15 protein-coding genes are annotated in these 18,675 nt (G+C 65.1%); 7 read left to right on the top strand and 8 right to left on the bottom strand.

Annotation, left to right across the window (positions count from 1 at the left end):
• Positions 1–16: 16 nt before the first annotated feature.
• Positions 17–1,534 carry a cytochrome ubiquinol oxidase subunit I gene (locus CSW57_RS03245; protein WP_099381417.1) on the bottom strand — a complete coding sequence of 506 codons (1,518 nt, stop codon included), beginning with the start codon at positions 1,532–1,534 and terminating at the stop codon, positions 17–19.
• A 128-nt stretch (positions 1,535–1,662) separates the two neighbouring features.
• On the bottom strand, positions 1,663–2,574 hold the full coding sequence (locus tag CSW57_RS03240; RefSeq protein WP_099381416.1) for an aminodeoxychorismate lyase: 912 nt from the start codon (positions 2,572–2,574) through the stop codon (positions 1,663–1,665).
• Positions 2,575–2,612: 38 nt separating this feature from the next.
• Here CSW57_RS03240 and ygfZ point away from each other — a divergent pair, with 38 nt between their 5' ends.
• The 3 genes from ygfZ to CSW57_RS03225 all read left to right on the top strand — a co-directional run bounded on the left by ygfZ (position 2,613) and on the right by CSW57_RS03225 (position 4,806).
• A complete protein-coding gene (gene ygfZ / locus CSW57_RS03235; RefSeq protein ID WP_370623886.1) occupies positions 2,613–3,737 on the top strand; it encodes a CAF17-like 4Fe-4S cluster assembly/insertion protein YgfZ in 1,125 nt (374 codons plus the stop codon).
• A gap of 114 nt (positions 3,738–3,851) precedes the next feature.
• On the top strand, positions 3,852–4,490 hold the full coding sequence (locus CSW57_RS03230) for an MOSC domain-containing protein (protein ID WP_099382010.1): 639 nt from the start codon (positions 3,852–3,854) through the stop codon (positions 4,488–4,490).
• A 136-nt stretch (positions 4,491–4,626) separates the two neighbouring features.
• The gene (locus tag CSW57_RS03225) at positions 4,627–4,806 is read left to right on the top strand and encodes a DUF3073 domain-containing protein (protein ID WP_081729715.1); all 180 of its coding nucleotides are present in this window, start codon (positions 4,627–4,629) and stop codon (positions 4,804–4,806) included.
• A 155-nt stretch (positions 4,807–4,961) separates the two neighbouring features.
• Here the strand turns inward: CSW57_RS03225 and purM are convergent, their stop codons facing one another.
• From purM to CSW57_RS03210, 3 genes are all read right to left on the bottom strand, one after another.
• Positions 4,962–6,056 carry a phosphoribosylformylglycinamidine cyclo-ligase gene (purM, locus tag CSW57_RS03220; protein ID WP_023957310.1) on the bottom strand — a complete coding sequence of 365 codons (1,095 nt, stop codon included), beginning with the start codon at positions 6,054–6,056 and terminating at the stop codon, positions 4,962–4,964.
• A 216-nt stretch (positions 6,057–6,272) separates the two neighbouring features.
• On the bottom strand, positions 6,273–7,826 hold the full coding sequence (purF, locus tag CSW57_RS03215) for an amidophosphoribosyltransferase (RefSeq protein WP_030173945.1): 1,554 nt from the start codon (positions 7,824–7,826) through the stop codon (positions 6,273–6,275).
• Between the two features lie 118 nt (positions 7,827–7,944).
• Positions 7,945–8,325: a sterol carrier family protein gene (locus CSW57_RS03210; protein WP_099381414.1), complete on the bottom strand. Its 381-nt coding sequence runs from the start codon at positions 8,323–8,325 to the stop codon at positions 7,945–7,947.
• A gap of 181 nt (positions 8,326–8,506) precedes the next feature.
• On the opposite strand from CSW57_RS03210, the gene helR reads away from it, so the two are divergent.
• The 3 genes from helR to CSW57_RS03195 all read left to right on the top strand — a co-directional run bounded on the left by helR (position 8,507) and on the right by CSW57_RS03195 (position 14,029).
• Entirely contained in the window at positions 8,507–10,735 is a 2,229-nt protein-coding gene (gene helR, locus CSW57_RS03205; protein ID WP_099381413.1) for an RNA polymerase recycling motor ATPase HelR, read from the top strand.
• An 82-nt stretch (positions 10,736–10,817) separates the two neighbouring features.
• Positions 10,818–12,455, top strand: a complete 1,638-nt coding sequence (locus tag CSW57_RS03200) for an ABC-F family ATP-binding cassette domain-containing protein (protein WP_099381412.1) — start codon at positions 10,818–10,820, stop codon at positions 12,453–12,455.
• 65 nt (positions 12,456–12,520) lie between these two features.
• On the top strand, positions 12,521–14,029 hold the full coding sequence (locus CSW57_RS03195; protein WP_099381411.1) for a glutamate-cysteine ligase family protein: 1,509 nt from the start codon (positions 12,521–12,523) through the stop codon (positions 14,027–14,029).
• Between the two features lie 39 nt (positions 14,030–14,068).
• Here CSW57_RS03195 and CSW57_RS03190 read toward each other — a convergent pair whose 3' ends face one another.
• On the bottom strand, positions 14,069–14,917 hold the full coding sequence (locus tag CSW57_RS03190) for a phytanoyl-CoA dioxygenase family protein (protein WP_189339117.1): 849 nt from the start codon (positions 14,915–14,917) through the stop codon (positions 14,069–14,071).
• Positions 14,918–15,131: 214 nt separating this feature from the next.
• On the opposite strand from CSW57_RS03190, the gene CSW57_RS03185 reads away from it, so the two are divergent.
• Positions 15,132–16,163 carry an NAD-dependent epimerase/dehydratase family protein gene (locus CSW57_RS03185; protein ID WP_099382008.1) on the top strand — a complete coding sequence of 344 codons (1,032 nt, stop codon included), beginning with the start codon at positions 15,132–15,134 and terminating at the stop codon, positions 16,161–16,163.
• An 18-nt stretch (positions 16,164–16,181) separates the two neighbouring features.
• Here the strand turns inward: CSW57_RS03185 and CSW57_RS03180 are convergent, their stop codons facing one another.
• Together CSW57_RS03180 and CSW57_RS03175 are read right to left on the bottom strand one after the other, a co-directional pair.
• Positions 16,182–17,261, bottom strand: a complete 1,080-nt coding sequence (locus tag CSW57_RS03180; RefSeq protein WP_099381410.1) for an NAD(P)H-dependent amine dehydrogenase family protein — start codon at positions 17,259–17,261, stop codon at positions 16,182–16,184.
• A gap of 134 nt (positions 17,262–17,395) precedes the next feature.
• Complete coding sequence (locus CSW57_RS03175) at positions 17,396–18,673, bottom strand: MFS transporter (protein WP_099381409.1); 1,278 nt, start codon at positions 18,671–18,673, stop codon at positions 17,396–17,398.
• Positions 18,674–18,675 lie beyond the last annotated feature (2 nt).

The following is an 18,675-nucleotide window of genomic DNA, read 5'->3' as shown; positions in this document are numbered from 1 at the left end:
ACGTCACCTCGGCCTTTCAGTAAGCGAACGAGAGTTGTTTGACGTCATCGGCGTCGTCGTCACCGCGACCACTGCCGTCGTCGTCGGTGCCCGACCCACCGACCGGGGGCCCGGAGTCGGACGGTTGTGGACCCTCGCGGGTGTACTTGCGCAACAACGTGAACCAGATCAGGCCGAGCACTCCGTAGAGGAGGGTGAAGATGATCAACGACGTGAGGACGAGGTAGCCCGAGTGTCGGCTGACGCCCTCTTGCACGGTCAGGTGCACCTGCGACAGACCCGTCGGATTGGGTGCCACCATCCAGGGCTGACGCCCCATCTCGGTGAAGATCCAGCCGGAACTGTTGGCCAAGAACGGGGTTGGGATCATCCAGATGGCAAATGTCCCGAAGCGCTTCGAGTCGGGGATGCGGCCACCGCGCGTGAACCAGAGCGCGAGAAGCGCCAGCGCCGCCGAGCCGAGGGCCCATCCGATCATCGCACGGAACGCCCAGTACGTGACAAAGAGATTCGGCTTGTAGTTGCCGGGACCGAAGTTCGCCTCGTGCTGCGCCTGCAGGTCTTCCACACCCTGCAGGGTGGAGTTGAAGTCGTAGTCGGCCAGGAACGACAACGCCTTGGGCACCTCGATCAGATGCGTGACGGATTCGCAGTTGTTCTGGGTGCCGATGGCAAGGATGGAAAAGCTTGCACCGCTTTCGGTCTCGCACAACGACTCGGCCGACGCCATCTTCATCGGTTGTTGCTCGAACATGAGCTTGGCCTGCGCGTCACCGGTGATGGCGAGGGCCACCCCGCTGACGATCATCACCCACAGGGCCAATCGGGTCACCGGGCGGTACAGCGTCCGCGCATCGGCCTCCAGTCGGTCCGCCTCGGCACCTTCGGACCGCTTGGCCTGACGCATGTTTCGCACCATCCACCAGCAGCCGATCCCCGCGACGAAGGTGCCGGCGGTGAGGAACGCGCCGGCGATGGTGTGCGGGAACGCCGCCAACGTGGTGCTGTTGGTCATCACGTCCCAAAGGCTCTTGAGCTCTGGACGCTGCTTTTCCTCGTTCCACTGCGCCCCGACAGGGTGCTGCATCCACGAGTTCGCAGCGACGATGAACCACGCGGACGCGTTGACGCCGATGGCAACCATCCAGATCGTCAGCAGATGAATCTTCTTGGGCAGGCGATCCCAGCCGAAAATCCATAGACCCAGGAAGGTCGACTCCATGAAGAATGCGACGAGGCCTTCGAGCGCCAGCGGACCGCCGAACACGTCCCCGACGAATCTGCTGTACTCGCTCCAGTTCATCCCGAATTGGAACTCCTGGACGATGCCGGTGGCGACGCCGAGGGCGAAGTTGATCAGCAGCAACTTCCCGAAGAACTTGGTGGCGCGATACCACTGCTCGCGGCCGGTGACGACCCACACGGTCTGCATCACCGCAACCATCGGAGCGAGTCCGATCGTCAGCGGTACCAGGATGAAGTGGTAGACGGTGGTGATCCCGAACTGCCACCGCGAGACGTCAAGAGCGTCCATTTTTGCCTCATTCGCCGAGTCGCTACTACGAGAGGTAGTAGATGCAGCGTACGCCCGGGCGCAGATGACGAACAAGCAAAATAGGTGTGGCGCCGGGCACCATCACCGATGTCGAACGGCGGGTCGAATCAGCCGATTGCGCGGTCTACCAGAGCCGAAAAGTCATGTGGGCGAGCAGGAGTCGTCATCGAATAACCGTTGAGCTCGATGACGCGGGTGGCCAACGTGATGCTGGACACCAACCACACCGATTCGGCGCAGATGAGGTCTGCCGGCCGCAGGGCGTGAACTTCGGTCTCCCAGCCGTCCTTTTCGGCCTGGGCGAACAGGGCCTGCTGGGTGGTGCCACTGAGGATGCCGATCTCGGGTGGCGGTGTGATCAACCGTTTTCCTTCGACCGCGATGACCGTGGACCGCGGGCTCTCGAGCACATAGCCCTCGCTGCTGGTGTAGATGACGTCGTCGGCGCCTTGCTCGGCGGCGTACCGCAGCGCAGCCATGTTCGTGGCGTAGCTGAGCGTTTTGGCACCGAGCAACTGCCACGGGGCCACCGCGGCGAGATCGACCGAGTATCCACGGGGAGCGGTGATGACCTTCACCCCGTTCTCGCGGACCTTCGCGGCCCGTTCGGCAACGGGTCCGACGGTCAGATATTCGGTGGCCGCGTTCGCCTCACGGGTGAGCCCGGTCTCGTCGCGGTCCCGCGGAGGCGCAGCGTCGACGGGCGCCGACTCCCGTCCGCGTGAGTAGACCAGCCGCATGAGTCCCTCGGCGTTGCCGTTGGCCTCCGCCCAGACCCTGGCACCAGTCGCAATCGCATCGGCCCATTTCTCCTCGTCGGGAGCAGGCAGATCGAGCGCCTTGGCGCTGCGCGAGAGCCGCTGCAGATGCAGATCGACCACGCGCGCCCGCCCATCACGGACGAGCAGGGTTTCGAAGATGCCGTCGCCTCGGACCGCAGCAAGGTCGTCCGCATGCAGGATCGGCACGTCAGGGTCGAGTACCGCGCCGTCGACAGTCACCAAGATCGGTTGAGCCATGACGGCAAGAGTAGCGAGCACGCTCGTACGATGATGACGTGACTGTTTTGTTGGATTCATTACGCGCCTCAGGCGCAGTCGGTGGCCTGGAAAATTCCCCAGACGAAGCAGTGGCGTGGCACTTCGGTGACCCGTTCGGTGAGCAACGCGCCGCGACCACCTCTGCGGTGGTGATCGACCGTTCGCATCGCAGCGTCATCGCCCTCACCGGCGACGAGCGGCTCAGTTGGCTCAACACCATCTCCAGTCAGTTCGTCACCGACCTCTCGGACGGACGCAGCGCAGAGAACCTCAACCTCGACGGCAACGGCCGGATCGAGGATCACTTCATCCAGACCGACCTCGACGGCACCACGTGGATCGACACCGAGGCGCATCGCGGCGAGCCGTTGGCCGCGTTCCTGACGAAGATGATCTTCTGGGCGAAGGTCGAGGTCGCCAGACGCCCGGACATGGCGGTGCTGAGCCTGCTGGGACCGCAAACCCGCGGGGGTGCTGTCGCACAGTTGCTCGGCGTACCTCCGACGGCATCGGTCTACGACGCGGGGCCGTTGGCCGACGGCGGGTTCTGGCGCGTGATGCCGGCTCTCGGTGAGCATGCCTCCGTCGAGGCCATCGACCTGGTCATCCCGGTCGGTCAGCTGATCACGTGGTGGTCCAGCCTGACCGCGGTCGGCGTGCGCCCGACAGGTTCCTGGGCTTACGAAGCTCTTCGGGTCGCCGCACTGCGACCCCGACTGGGCATCGACACCGATGACCGCGCGATCCCTCATGAGGTGAACTGGATCGGGTCGCCGGATGAGATGGGTGCGGTGCACCTGAACAAGGGGTGTTACCGGGGGCAGGAGACGGTTGCCCGCGTGCACAATCTCGGTAAGCCTCCCCGGCAACTGCTCCTGCTGCACCTCGACGGCAGTGCCGACAGCCGTCCCGTCACCGGTGATCCCGTCACCGCGGGTGGACGTGCAGTCGGGCGGATCGGCACCGTTGTCGAACACTTCGAGTACGGGCCGATCGCGCTTGCGTTGGTCAAGCGGGGCGTGCCTGCCGACACGGCCCTCGAGACCGGCGGCACCACCGCGGCCATTGATCCCACTTCGGTACCAGCTGATGACCGAGTGCAGGCCGGACGGGCAGCGATCGAAAAATTGAGGGGCAGATGATGACGGTGAGCACCTGCCTGGTCGGCCGGCACAGCGAAAAATTGAGGGGCAGATGATGACGGTGAGCACCTGCCTGGTCGGCCGGCACAGCGAGAAATCGAGGGGCAGGTGAGCTTGGCCGAGGGCACGGTGCTGGCCGTGTGCGCGGTGCACGAGGAGCATCGCCTGGCGGGTGGTGTCGGGATCAGCGCCATCGACAAGCGGGCGATCGACGGTCCGGTGGATGTGAACGAGAACGGCCTCGACATCGATCACGTCTGCGACGTCAAACACCACGGCGGAGTGGATCAGGCTGTTTACGCCTACAGCGAAGACGAGGCCCGGCGATGGGCAACGGAACTGGATCGAGAGTTGCCCTATGGATGGTTCGGCGAGAACCTCAGGATCGCAGGCGTGGCCACGACCGATGCAGTGATCGGAGAGCGCTGGAAGGTCGGTGACACTCTCGAACTGGAGGTCACGATTGCGCGTACCCCGTGTCGCACCTTCGCCGACTGGGCGCAAGAGGAGAACTGGATCAAGCGCTTCAATGCCCAGGCCGACGTGGGCTGTTATCTCCGTGTGGTCCAGCCGGGTGCCGTGACGGCGGGTGATGTGGTCAGGGTCATTTCCCGGCCAGATCATGGGGTTCTGGTCCGGCATCTGATCACCGGCCCCGACCGTGATGCTCTGGTGGAACTACTGGCCGCCGACAGTCTTCCGCCGAAGGTCGTGCGGGACGCAGAGCGGTGGCTTCGCAAGAAGAGCAGGTAAATTCCGCGGGCCCCCGACGAGCCGGTCCGCATCACGCTTGCGAGCACGCTAGACTGTGTTTCACGACCATATTTGTAAACACAGAATGGGGCCGCCACGTGTTTGGCCGCCCCTTCATTGCGCGAGGGGGTCCCCTATGGGCCGCGGCCGGGCGAAGGCGAAGCAAACTAAAGTTGCTCGTGAACTTAAGTACAGCTCACCGAACACCGACTTCGACAGCTTGCAGCGAGAGCTGTCGGGTGGCGATTCCGCTGAACCGAACGATGGGTTCACGGACGATCGGTGGTCCGATGAGGAGAGTTGGCGGCGAGCCTGACGGCGAGCCGGGGGTTCGGGCCATCTGGTTCGAACCACCACTCTTGACAACCCCCTGAGGCGACTCCGGTCAGGGCGGGCCACTCGGCATATCCGTGATCGGGTCGCAATCCTGATCGGGCACATCCCTGATCAGGCCGCAGCTCCCATTCAGGTCTAGAACCGCGGGTGCTCGCCCATCAGCTCGGCAACCCCGGTCTTCTTCTTGTGATCTCCAGGGCTTGTCGTGTGGGACTTCTTGATCGATCCCAGCACCCAGCAATCCAGGTGGCGAGCAGTCAGGACGGCCAATGCGCGGTCGGTGTCTTCGGGCGCCACCACGGCGACCATTCCGACGCCCATGTTGAAGGTCCGTTCCATCTCGATACGTTCCACGCGTCCGCGCTGGGCGATCATCTGGAAGATGGGTGCCGGCGACCAGGTGCCGCGGTCGAGTTCTGCGACCAGGCCGCTGGGGATGACGCGGGCCAGGTTGTCGGCCAACCCGCCCCCGGTGACGTGTGAGAACGTCCGGACGTCGGTCTCCGCAGCCAGGGCAAGGCAGTCCTTGGCGTAGATACGAGTGGGCTCCAGCAACTCTTCGCCAAGGGTGCGCTCGAACTCTTCGACGTGCCCACCGAGGTCCATGTGGCCCCACTCGAGCAACACCTTGCGCGCCAGTGAGTATCCGTTCGAATGCAAGCCACTGCTGCCCATCGCGATAACGACGTCACCGGGCCGCACGCGGTCCGGCGAGAGCACTGCGTCGGCCTCGACGATGCCCACGCCGGTGGCAGACAGGTCGTAATCGCCCTCTGCCATCAAACCCGGGTGCTCGGCCGTCTCGCCGCCGAGCAGCGCGCACCCGGCCTCGACGCAACCATCGGCGATTCCCTTGACCAACTCTGCGACGACCTCGGGCACAACCTTGCCGACGGCGATGTAGTCCTGGAGGAACAGCGGTTCGGCACCGCAGACGACGAGGTCGTCGACCACCATCGCCACGAGATCGCGACCGAGCGTGTCGTGCTTGCCCATGGCCTGTGCCACCGCGATCTTTGTCCCCACACCGTCTGTGGACGACGCGAGAACCGGCTCGCGGTAGCCACCCTTGAGCTTGAACAGGCCGGCAAAGCCTCCGAGTCCACCCATGACCTCGGGACGCAGCGTGCGCTTGGCATGCGGGGCGAACAGCTCCACCGCTCGCTCACCGGCATCGATGTCCACTCCCGCCGCAGCATATGAGGCGTTGCTGGGCTCGTTGTCGGTCATCGGCGTGTGGTTCCCGTTCTCGAAGTCCGGCAGCAGGGGCTGCCGTGGTGGCGAATAATCCGGTCTCACGCTACCCGAGGTGTACCCGATGAGTTCTGGCGACGTGCATTGCCTACATCGGCGGACAACGGGGAACTGCGCAAGGCAGACCCTCGACGGGTTACCGAGTCATCCTCACGCCATAGACGACTCGCGACCGAGAACGGTGACTGCGGCCTAGGGCCGGCGGATTGCGCTCACGTTGTCGTTGTCGGCGAGCACGTCGGAACCCGTCGCGGCATTCTTGAGCATCGTCTCGAGAACCGCCTTGCCCATGGACGTCTCCTTGGGCAGCTCGATCGGGTACTCACCGGTGAAGCATGCGGCGCAGAGGTTGTCGGCGGGCTGCTCGGTGGCGGCGATCATCTCGTCGGTACTGATGTAGCCCAGGGAGTCTGCCCCGATGGCGTGCCGGACGCCTTCCACGAGATGTTCTTCGGAGTCCGTGCCGTTGGCGATCAGTTCGGCGGGCGACGCGAAGTCGATGCCGTAGAAGCACGGCCAGCGCACGGGGCTCGATGCGATACGCACGTGCACCTCGGCCGCACCTGCCTCGCGGAGCATTCGGATCAACGCGCGCTGCGTGTTACCGCGGACGATCGAATCGTCCACGACCACAAGCCGTTTCCCGCGGATGACCTCTTTGAGAGGATTGAGTTTGAGTCGGATGCCCAGCTGACGGATGGTCTGCGACGGCTGGATGAAGGTGCGACCCACGTAGGCATTCTTCATCAGCCCCTGCCCGTAGGGGATCCCCGATTCCTGGGCGTATCCGACCGCGGCGGGTGTGCCCGATTCGGGTACGGGGATGACGAGGTCGCCTTCGGCCGGGAACTCGCGCGCCAGCCGGCGACCGATCTCCACCCGGGTGGTGTGCACCGAGCGTCCGTTGATGACGCTGTCGGGCCTGGCGAGGTAGACGTATTCGAAGACGCACCCCTTGGGCGTGGCCTCGGCAAAGCGTGAGCTGCGGACGCCGTCGGCGTCGATGGCGAGCAGTTCGCCCGGCTCGATCTCACGGACGTAGGACGCGCCGACGATGTCGAGGGCTGCGGTCTCGGATGCGACGACCCATCCGCGGTCGAGACGGCCGAGGCAGAGTGGCCGAACACCATGAGGATCACGCGCCGCGTAGAGCGTGTGCTCATCCATGAACGTCAGGCAGAACGCACCCCGAAGGGTCGGGAGCAACTCCATCGCGGCCTGCTCGATGGTCGAGTCCGCCGCGCCGTGGGCCAACAGCGCCCCGACGACGTCCGAGTCCGAGGTGGCGCCGCCGGCGCGCCGTGAATCCATCAGACCGAAATCGCGAGCCTTGCTGGCCAGGTCGGAGGTGTTGACGAGGTTTCCGTTGTGACCGAGCGCCACGCCTGTGCCTGCGGCGGTGGTACGGAAGATGGGCTGGGAGTTCTCCCAGGTGGTGGAGCCGGTGGTGCTGTAGCGACAGTGGCCGATGGCCACGTGGCCCTGCATGGCGCCGAGGGTCTGCTCGTCGAACACCTGCGAGACGAGCCCCAGGTCTTTGAACACCAAGACCTGCGAGCCGTCGGCCACGGCGATGCCCGCTGCCTCCTGGCCTCTGTGTTGCAAGGCATACAGACCGTAATAGGTGAGCTTTGCAACATCCTCACCGGGTGCCCAGACACCGAACACGCCACATTCTTCGCGTGGCTCGTTCTCAGGCTCGTCGGCGTCTAACAGGTTCTTGCTGTTGATCGACAGCTCGGTCACTGGCACTCCCATGAGGTGGGCTGGTGGAGGGCGTGGGCTCAAGTCTACGGGCAGCCGAATCGCGTTAGCGAATCGCCGGAGTGTGTGTCTGTCACAACTGTCTCACCAGCACCGGAATCTAGACGAGCGGTAGCCAGTGATTGATCTCCCTGGCGCGACTCCCCGATGCGGTGACCATCCCCGAGTCGATTGCGTCGACGAGTTCGAGCTGTCCCGTCACCAACAACAGCCAAGTGCGCGAATTTGTTTCCACCACATTCGGCGGCGTGCCCCGGGTGTGTCGAGGTCCCTCGATGCACTGCACCGCGACGAACGGGGGAACCCGCACCTCGACCGATGAACCAGGTGCGACCTGAGCGAGGGTGCGGGCAGAGGTTCGCACGGCATCGGCCAGTTCGGCTCGTGTCGGCTCGGCGGCCGCGGGATCGTTCAGCCACGGTACGACCAGCGCCACCGCGGCACGCATGGCTGCCGGGTCGACCGGCTTACGAGAAGGCACACCCAATCGTGGCACGCCCACCGATGCACGTGTCCTTGCCCCTTCTAATTTATAGCGCACCCAGGGGCTTGCGGCAAGGCCCGGTAGAGGGCGCAAACTCACTGTCCACGGCCAACTTTCGGCCCTTCCGTGCAGTGGCAGCAAGCCGTCGCGATGCGGAGCCGTCAGAGGAGATGAGCGCTTGAACCCGTTGTCCACCAGTGTTTTCGACCTACCCCACCACCTGGCACGCAAGGCCGACCCCGTACTGATCGCGGACGATGAGCACCATTTCACCCACGTCGCGAGGAGTTTGGAAGAGACGATCTCGAACCTGCGGGATCGCATCGACGCCGAACGGAAGGCGCCGGGAGGCGAGGGCCGGGCGGCCATGGACCGGGACATGGAGGTCCACCGGCTCACTGCGCGCCTGCGCACACTGCGGCGGTTCGGCGTCGACCTGTGTCTCGGGCACATGGTGGGCGCGGACGGTTCAGAACCGGTGTATGTCGGGCGACTGGGACTGACGGACAGCTCTGGGCGGCAACTGATGGTCGACTGGCGCTCCCCCGTCGCCGAGCCGTTTTTCGGTGCCACCCATGCCGATCCGATGGGCCTGACCCGCCGCCGTCGCTACCGATGGTCCGGCGAGAAGATCACCGACTACTGGGATGAGGTCTTCATCATGGAAGGTCAGGGGGTCGCAGACGCGGAACGCAGCGCAGCGCTCGATGACCAGTCGGCGTTCATCGCAAGTCTGGGACAGAACCGATCGGCCAAGATGCGCGACGTCCTGGGCACGATCGCGGCGGATCAAGATGCCATCATCCGTGGCGGATCGCGCGGTGCACTCGTCGTCGACGGTGGACCGGGCACCGGCAAAACCGTTGTCGCACTGCATCGAACGGCCTACCTCCTCTACTCGGACCCGCGCCTCGGCCATCAACGGGGCGGCGTTTTGTTCGTCGGTCCACACGAGCCCTATCTGTCCTACGTCGCCGATGTCCTGCCCAGCCTCGGAGAAGAGGGGGTGCGGACGTGCACCTTGAGAGACCTCGTGCCGGAGGGGGCGACGGCTCAGGTCGAAGCCGACCCGGCGGTGGCGCGACTCAAAGCATCGGTGGACTTGGTGAACGCCGTCGAGGTGGCCGTCCGATTCTACGAGAAGCCGCCGCTGAAGGGCATGACCGTCGAGACCGACTGGAGCGAGACCTGGCTGAGCGCCGAGGACTGGGCGGCGGCTTTCCGGTCACCGGACCGCGGCACACCCCACAACGAGGCACGCGAGGCGATTCTGGAGGAACTGATCGAGATCCTGATCGACAGGTACCGGGGTGACGTCGGAACCGATCAGGTTCGAAAGTCGCTGCGGCAGAATGAAGATCTACGCGCCGCGCTGAATCGGGCCTGGCCGATGGTGGACGCCGCCGACCTCGTCGGGGATCTGTGGTCAGTTCCCGCCTACCTCCGCATGTGTGCGCCCTGGCTCGACTCCGAGGAGGTCGCTGCACTGCAACGTCCTGATCCGCGGGCGTGGACTGTCTCTGACCTGCCTCTTCTCGACGCCGCCCGACACCGACTGGGCGACCCGGAGGCAGCCTCACGCATCCGCCGCCGACGTGCAGACCTGCGGGCCGAACACGAACGCCGATCCGGGGTGGTCGACGACCTCATCGCATCCGACGACTCCGAACTGCGCGTGATGTCGATGTTGCGCGGCCACGATCTGAGCCAGGCTTTGGTCGACGACACCGACCGGCAGGACGACTCGGGCGATCCCCACGCGGGCCCGTTTGCCCACATCGTCGTCGACGAAGCCCAGGAGTTGACCGACGCCGAATGGCAGATGTTGTTGCTACGGTGCCCTTCTCGTAGTTTCACCATCGTCGGCGACCGCGCGCAGGCACGGCACGGCTTCACGGTGACCGACCCCGGAACGTCTGAGGTTCGGATGGAGTCCTGGCGGGAAAGACTCGAACGCGTCGGACTCGACCGCATCGATGTCGCGACGCTCGGTATCAACTACCGCACGCCCGAAGAGGTCATGACCGAGGCCGAGCCTGTGATCCGGGCCGTGGTGCCCGATGCCAACGTGCCGATGTCGGTCCGTCGCAGCGGCTTCCCGGTGGAGCACCAGTCCGTCACCGACCTCGTCGCGATCATTGAACTCGGCCCCATCATCGAGCCCTGGCTGGCGGAGAACCCGGACGGCACGGTCTGTGTCATCGATGACGACGAGGTGGACACAAGCAGATTCGGGGAGCCTGCGCGCGTCCGATGGTTGACGCCACAGCTGTCGAAGGGGCTCGAGTTCGATCTGGTCATCCTGATCGACCCGGAGTCGTTCGGTGTCGGTGTCGAGGGCGCGGTGGATCGCTACGTCGCGATGACCCGCGCGACGCAACGACTGGTGGTGCTCACCGGTTCGTGACGGCACGACCGGCGGAACCGGGCCGCCGCGTCGAGGCGATATCCTGCGGACAGCCCAGAATCCGAGAAGGAGCGTCACCACCATCAGCGCCACCCTGCATGCCGCCGGACTGTCCGCAGGTCACGGTGAGCGGACGTTGTTCTCCGATCTGGATCTGACCGTTGCGGAGGGCGACGTGTTCGGGCTGGTCGGCGCCAACGGTGCCGGCAAGTCGACGCTCCTGACGCTGCTCGCCGGCCAGGGCACAGCCGACTTCGACGGCACCATCACCCTCAGTCCCCCGGATGCCGAGGTCGGCTACCTCGCCCAGGAGGCCGAGTTCGTCTCCGGGGAGTCGGTCCGGCACTTCCTGTGCCGCCGGGTGGGGGTGGCGCAGGCGCAATCGGCGATGGACGAGGCCGCCGCCGCACTGGCGGACGGCGGCGACGACCTGTATTCGCCGGCGCTCGAACGCTGGCTGCACCTGGGTGGGGCGGACTTCGACGAGCGCGCCGAACAGGTCACCTCGGAGCTGGGCCTGACGATCGACCTGGACGCACCGATGACCACCCTGTCGGGTGGACAGGTGGCCAGGGTCGGCTTGGCGGCGTTGTTGTTGTCCCGCTACGACATCCTCCTTCTCGACGAACCGACCAACGACCTCGACCTCGACGGGCTCGATCAACTCGAGATCTTCGTCCGCGGTGCTCGCACACCGCTGGTGATCGTCAGCCACGACAGGGAATTCCTGGCCCGGACCGTCACGGGCATCATCGAGCTGGACCTCGCGCAGCAGCAGGTGTCGGTGTACTCCGGCGGTTACGAAGCGTTCCTCGTCGAACGCGAGGTGGCCCGTCAGCATGCGCGCGACGCGTACGACCAATACGCCGACACCAAGAACGCGTTGACCGAACGCGCACAGATGCAGCGCGGCTGGATGGAGCACGGTGTGCGCAACGCGCGCCGTAAGTCCAAGGACAACGACAAGATGGGTCGCGCGGTCCGGTTGGAGTCGACCGAGAAGCAGGCGGCCAAGGCCAGGCAGACGCAGCGCCGCATCGAACGCCTCGACGAGGTGGCCGAACCCCGGAAAGAGTGGGAGCTGCGGATGGAGATCGCCACCGCTCCACGGTCGGGCACCGTGGTGGCCACCCTCAACGACGCGGCTGTCGTCCGCGACGGCTTCACACTCGGACCCATCAGCACACAGGTCAACGTCGGCGACCGCATCGTGATCACCGGAGCGAACGGTTCAGGCAAATCGACACTTCTCGGGCTACTCCTGGGCACCGTCACCCCTGACCAGGGCACGGCTGTATTGGGCGCCGGAGTCCTCGTGGGCGAGGTGGATCAGGCACGTGCGTTGTTCACCGGCGAGACCCCACTGGCCGACGCCTTCGCCGTGCAGGTCCCCGATCTCACCGAGGCCGACGTGCGTACCCTGCTCGCCAAGTTCGGTCTGCGCGGTCACCACGTGATGCGGCCGGCCGATTCGCTGTCGCCCGGTGAACGCACCCGCGCCGCCCTGGCGCTGTTGCAGGCCCGCGGGGTGAACCTGCTTGTGCTCGACGAACCGACCAACCACCTGGACCTTCCGGCCATCGAACAGTTGGAGCAGGCAGTCGAGTCGTTCTCCGGGACAGTCCTGTTGGTCACGCACGACAGACGGATGCTTGCCACGGCGCGCTCGACACGCAAATGGCGCCTCGACGCGGGCCGGTTGTCGGAGACTGTGGCCTGACCGGCAGTTCTGCACAGGCCCCCGTCGGGGAGAACATCACGGGAAGTCCGTGACACCATGAGTCAATGGGCACGGATGTGAACACCCAAGAGTTCAGCCGCGAGGACCGCCGACTGTTCCGCGAACAGGTCGGGCGATGCACAGAGGCTGTCGCCCGGATGCTGGCGGACGGACTCTTCACCGATCAGGGCAATCCACCGCAGCCGTTACTCGGCATGGAGGTCGAACTCAACCTGGTCGATCGGGCGATGAACCCGGCGATGTCGAATGCCACTGTGCTCGAGGCGATCGCCGACCCCGACTACCAAACCGAGTTGGGCCAGTTCAACATCGAGATCAACGTGTCACCCCGCCCATTCGTCGGCGGCGACACCGTGTCGCTCGAGCAGGCTCTGCGCGATTCACTGAACCGCGCGGAGGAGCGCGCGGCCGGCACCGACAACCACTTGGTGATGATCGGCATGCTGCCGACGTTGCGCCAGGAACACTTTGCGCATCAATGGATCTCGGCCAATCCGCGGTACGATCTGCTGAACCAGCAGATTTTCGCCGCCCGCGGCGAGGACATCGAACTCGACATCACCGGAGTGCCACTGGCCCCGGGTGGCGAATCCGAACGGCTGCACACCTCGATCGACTCGATCTTGCCCGAGGCGGCCTGCACGTCACTGCAGCTGCATCTGCGGGTGGCACCTGAGGATTTCGCGGATCACTGGAACGCGGCACAGGCCATCGCAGGTGTCCAGGTGGCACTGGCCGGCAATTCGCCTTTCCTGGCTGGCCGGGCACTCTGGCACGAAAGCCGCATCCCGGTGTTCCAGCAGGCCACCGACACCAGGCCGCAGGAACTCATCAATCAGGGCGTCCGTCCCCGCGTGTGGTTCGGGGAGCGTTGGATCACAACGATCTTCGACCTCTTCGAGGAGAACACCCGGTACTTCCCGTCGCTGCTGCCGGTGGTCTCCGACGATGACCCACTCGAACAGCTCGAGGCGGGCACGATCCCCGAGCTGACAGAGCTGCGCATGCACAACGGCACCGTCTATCGCTGGAACCGTCCGGTGTACGACGTGGTCGACGGTCACGCGCATCTGCGCATCGAGAACCGGGTGTTGCCTGCAGGACCGACCGTTGTCGACATCATGGCCAATGCCTCGTTCTATTACGGCGTGCTGCGTGGCCTGGTCGACGCCGAACGGCCGCTGTGGTCGCAGATGTCGTTTGATGCCGCAGCCGAGAACCTGCAGGCGGCCTCACGTGACGGGATCGACTCGCAACTGTATTGGCCGACGCTCGGCTGGGTACGACCCGACGAGCTCGTTCTGCGAAAGTTGTTGCCGCTGGCCGACGAAGGGCTACAGGCGTTCGGTGTGAGCGCCGACGCCCGCGACCGTTATCTCTCGGTCATCGAGGGACGTGCCCTCAACCGGCAAACCGGTTCGGTGTGGCAACGTGCCTCGGTGCAAGCGCGCGAGCAGGCCGGCGACAGTCGCGAGGAGGCGCTGGCCGGGATGCTGCGCGAGTACATAGAACGGATGCATGACGGCGCGCCCGTGCACACCTGGGATCTGTAACGGTCGCGAGCCTCGGCCACGTGTCTCGGCCCGCGTTGTCTACCGTGCCGCGTTCTTGATGAATTCCTCTACGCCGGCAGCAGGTTTCACGCCGCCGAAGTAACCGCCGCGCACGTGCCTGCGCAGCGCGGCATCGTCGGTGGCCCGGGCTGCGGAATGCCACAGGTAGGCGTCGTGCAAGATGATGTCGCCGCGTTCGGCGTAGACGCCCACCTCACCGCGGATCTTCTCGAATCCGAGCGGCATCTCGAACGGTGGTGTGCGGTCGGTGCGGCCGCCCGAGGGTCGCGCCGTCGACGGCACCGACACCCCGTTGGCATTGCGATACGGCGCAGGGGTCGCCCACAGGTGACTTCCCGGCACCACCCGCAGGAATCCGTTCGCCGGGCTGGTGCCGTCGATGTGCACGGTGAAGGCGGTGCTCGGCCAGACATCGAGACTGGGGCTCGCCTGCCAGTCGGAATGCCAGCCGATACGCGTGTAGCCCGACTCCCTTCCAGGCCGGGCATCTTGGTACACCACGCCGTTCTGTTCGTGGGCCCGGATCCAACATGATTCGCCGACAAGCTGTTTCATGATGTCGATCAGCACGGGGTGGGTGATCGCGGCGTCGACCGCCGGCGACAGTTCGCTGATGTACTCCACGTAGTTGGCGAACTTGTCGGCCTTGGCAGCCTCATCGAGGAACACCGTCGAGCCGTAGCGGTCGTCGAGTTCCCCGGACACCACCTTCTGCTGGGCGTCGACGCACTCCGATTCGATGGCCGCGGTGTCGGCTTCGGCGAGCATCCCCCGCAACACGACGTAGCCGTGCATGTCGTAGAACCAGAGGAGACCCTCGATGTCGTCGGGTCCGTATACGCCGGGGCCTGCGGTCACAATTGTCATTCACAAGACGTTAGCCCTGGTCAGGAGTTCTTTCAGGGCGAGCGTGTCCCGTCGTCGAAGTTGTCACGTGGTCTTAATACGAGCCCCGCGACCAGTCCCCTCACCCATGCGACGTAACTGGACGGTTCATCAAAACTAGAACATGTTCTAGTGTGGTGCCGAACCGCCGGCGAGTGGCCTGAAGCCGAGCCCGGCCACAACGAAAGTGATCGTCATGAAAGCAGCAGTCACCGGAGCCGCAGGATTTGTGGGTCGCAATCTCGTCGACCGTCTGGTCGCCGACGGTCATTCCGTCGTCGCCATCGACAGGCACCACCCCGTCGATGCCGCCGACCACGGTGCGGTCGCCTGGGTGAGCGCTGACATCCTCGATCCGGAGTCGATCACCGAGGCACTGACCGGAGTGGACGTGGTGTTCCACCTGGTCGCGGTGATCACGCTGCGCCACACCGACGACAACGCCTGGCGGATCAACACCGAAGGTGTCCGCACTGTCGCAGAAGCAGCGCTGGCCGTAGGCGCCCGGCGTATGGTGCACTGCAGTTCGATCCACTCGTACGACCAGTACACCTGCGGTGGTGTCATCGACGAGACATCGAGCCGGTCGGACAACGCCGAGCTGCCGGTCTACGACAGGTCGAAATGGGCAGGTGAACAAGAGCTGCGCAAGGTCATCGACCGCGGACTGGACGGGGTGATCTGCAACCCGACCGCCGTGATCGGCCCGGTGGACCACACCCCGTTCTCACGCATCAACGGGATGCTGCTGGATTCGGCGCGTGGCCGCGTGCCCGCACTGGTCACCGGAGGATTCGATCTCATCGACGTGCGTGATGTCGCGGCCGGCCTGATCGCCGCGGCCGAGCACGGCCGGACCGGTGAGAACTATCTGCTCACCGGGCAGATGGTCACCATGCTCGAGGCGTTCCAGATGGTCGCCCGAGAAGCAGGGCGTCGCGGGCCGGCATTCGCGTTCCCGATGAGCATGGTGAAGGCCATCCTGCCGGTCGCCGAGCCCATCTGCCGACTCTTCAAATCCGATCTGATGTCGAAGGCGGCACTCGGGTCCCTCGAGGCCTCCCCGGTGGTCGATGGCACCAAGGCCCGAACCGAGCTCGGCCACTCGCCGAGGCCGGTCGCCGACACGATGCGTGACTTCGTGACCTTCATGGTGGCGGAGGGGCAGCTCAAGGTCGCCGGGAGCAAGGCTTCGGCCGACTCCGGCGCCACACCGGCGGCCATCTGATGGTCGCCGGTGGTCACCTCAGTCCTTGGTGACCAATCCCCGACCGGTGATCTGCGGGAGGTCCAACGCGGTCAGCAGACCGGGCTGGGCCTCCACCACGGCCTGGACAGCGTTCACCAAACGCATTGCGGTGACCAGCATTCCGGAATCGTTGTGATCGCCGTTCTCGCCGTGGTGCACGAAGTCGACCGTCATCACCGGATCGCCGGTGATCTCGATGCGATAGCAGCCGTCGCCGTGACTGGGGATCGGCCACTCGGGTTGGGCATCGGCCTTCGTGCGGGTGACGTGTTCGAGAATGATGCGCTCAGATCCGTTGACGGTGCCGATCACCTCGAACCGCACCGCAGCCATCGTCCCCTTGGCGATGTGGCACGACGCGATGTCGTAGTCCTCTTCGGCAGGTCGTCGGTCGATCCGCTCCAAGAGGGGCTCATCCAGGGTGAGGTCGAGGCCGGCGGCGAGCTGGCGCACGACGGGACCCCACGCCAGCGACAACACCCCCGGCATCCAGAGCATCGACTGATGGTCCATGGGTTTACCGAAACCGAACAGCTCGGTCATCGTCATGGGCTGGTAATACGTGGAGTAGTCGGCGATCTCGGCCACTCGCAGTTCGTCGATCCGCTTGGACAACGACGTCATCGCCAACGGCAGGACGTCATTGGCGAAACCCGGATCGATGCCGTTGACGTGGAGACTGGCGTTGCCCGCTCGCGCTGCCGCGCGTATGCGCTCGTTGAAGTCGTCGGGGAACACACCGTCCGGATAGACCAGCGCAACCGGTCCGGACGAGACCACGTTGACCCCTGCTTCGAGGAAGCTGATCAGGTCCTCGACCGATTCCATGATGCGGTCGTCGGTCATGGCTCCGTGCACGATGCAGTCGGGGCGCAGCGCCAGCAGTTCTTCTTTGTCTCCGCTGGCAGCGATTCCCAGTTCGCGGCCCAGGCCGGCGAGCTCGCCGACGTCCTTGCCCACCTTGTCGGGATTCGACACCCAGACCCCGACGAGTTCGAGTTCGGGGCGGGCGAGCACACCCGCTATCGCCAGCTTGCCGATCGTGCCGGTTGACCAGACCACTACACGTAACGCCACTTCATGACCTCCAGGACAGAAACTAGAACACGTTTCACCCTAGACCCCGCCCACCCCGAAAGTGGTGGGTTTGGGTGAGCAAACCTGCTGGTCGCCGTCGCCGCAACCCACCATTTTCGGGTGGTGGAAGACGACTACATCTCTTCGGCGCCCACCAGCGCGGCTTCTTCGAGACGGCGCTCGGTGTCGGCGGCGGGCTCCGGCTCCGATTGCGTTCCCACCACTGCGATCGCGGCGACCGCGATCACGCAGTAGCCCACGGCGAACCAGTAGGGGGCTGCATTGGTGCCGAACCACTCCGCGAGATGAGCTACCAGGAGCGCCGACACGGCCGCCCCCATCCAGCGCAAGAAGTTGTATCCGGCACTCGACACCGAACGCGGACCGGTTCCCGCCGCCATCGCCATCCCGGTCAGCGCAGTGTTCAGCACACCGGACGGGATCCCCGAGACGATGATCGCGGCCATCACCAACGGCTTGAGGTCACCGGCCGTTCCGATGGCCGCAACAGCCATCACCACGCCGAAGACACCAACAGCAGTGATCACGCCGAGCCGTTCGCCGAGGACCTCGACCACCCGGGGCGCGAGCGTCACGCCGCTGAGCGCGACGCAGAGGCCCCATCCGACAAACACCAGCCCCAGGAAGATCGGTCGCATGTCCAGAACGATCGGCGCCCAGGCGATCACGGTGAAGAATCCGGCCGTATAGAACGCCGAGCCGATGCCTGTCACCAGGAGCCTACGATTTCGTAACGCGCGCAACGGATCTGCGATACCCACCTTGGGACGCGCTGTGGCCGGACCATCCTTCGACAGCTTCATCGCGCAGAGCAAGGCGCCGATCGCCATGAGCACCGCTGTACCCGCAAAGGGGGCGCGCCACGTCCATTCGCCGAGGATCGCACCGAGCAGCGGCCCGACGGCAAGCCCCAGCCCGAGGGCTGCCTCATAGAGCAGGATCGCACCGTGTTGTCCGCCGCGGGCCGATCCCACGATGAAGGCGAGTGCTGTCGCCATGAACAGGGCGTTGCCCAACCCCCACGCCACCCGCAGGGCGATCAGCTCGCCGATGCCATTGGCGGTTGCCGAAACACCCGCTGCGACAACGATGAACGCGAGTCCGGCGATGAGTGTGCGTTTGGGGCCGAAACGGTACGAGCTGTATCCGGTGATGAGCATCGCGAACACCTGCACACCCATGTACACCGCGAACAACAAAGTCACCTGGTCGGCGCCGGCATCGAGTTGCTTGGCGATCTCGGGCAGGATCGGGTCTACGAGACCGATACCCATGAAGGCGATGACGGCGGCGAATGCCGTCGCCCACACCGCAACCGGCTGCCCGCGGACCGCATCCAAGAAACCCGGATGGTCAGCGGCATGTGGCGGATCGGCTTGTTGGGTCGTCATAT

Source organism: Williamsia muralis, from assembly GCF_002735905.1.
GTDB lineage: Bacteria > Actinomycetota > Actinomycetes > Mycobacteriales > Mycobacteriaceae > Williamsia > Williamsia muralis_A.
This window is presented reverse-complemented; position numbering and strand designations above follow the sequence as displayed.

Excerpts from the sequence above, each read along its gene's own strand:
- CSW57_RS03245 (WP_099381417.1), bottom strand. The coding sequence starts at position 1,534 with ATGGACGCTCTTGACGTCTCGCGGTGGCAGTTCGGGATCACCACCGTC.
- CSW57_RS03240 (WP_099381416.1), bottom strand. The coding sequence starts at position 2,574 with ATGGCTCAACCGATCTTGGTGACTGTCGACGGCGCGGTACTCGACCCT.
- CSW57_RS03225 (WP_081729715.1), top strand. The coding sequence starts at position 4,627 with ATGGGCCGCGGCCGGGCGAAGGCGAAGCAAACTAAAGTTGCTCGTGAA.
- purM (WP_023957310.1), bottom strand. The coding sequence starts at position 6,056 with ATGACCGACAACGAGCCCAGCAACGCCTCATATGCTGCGGCGGGAGTG.
- CSW57_RS03195 (WP_099381411.1), top strand. The coding sequence starts at position 12,521 with ATGGGCACGGATGTGAACACCCAAGAGTTCAGCCGCGAGGACCGCCGA.
- CSW57_RS03190 (WP_189339117.1), bottom strand. The coding sequence starts at position 14,917 with ATGACAATTGTGACCGCAGGCCCCGGCGTATACGGACCCGACGACATC.
- CSW57_RS03185 (WP_099382008.1), top strand. The coding sequence starts at position 15,132 with ATGAAAGCAGCAGTCACCGGAGCCGCAGGATTTGTGGGTCGCAATCTC.
- CSW57_RS03175 (WP_099381409.1), bottom strand. The coding sequence starts at position 18,673 with ATGACGACCCAACAAGCCGATCCGCCACATGCCGCTGACCATCCGGGT.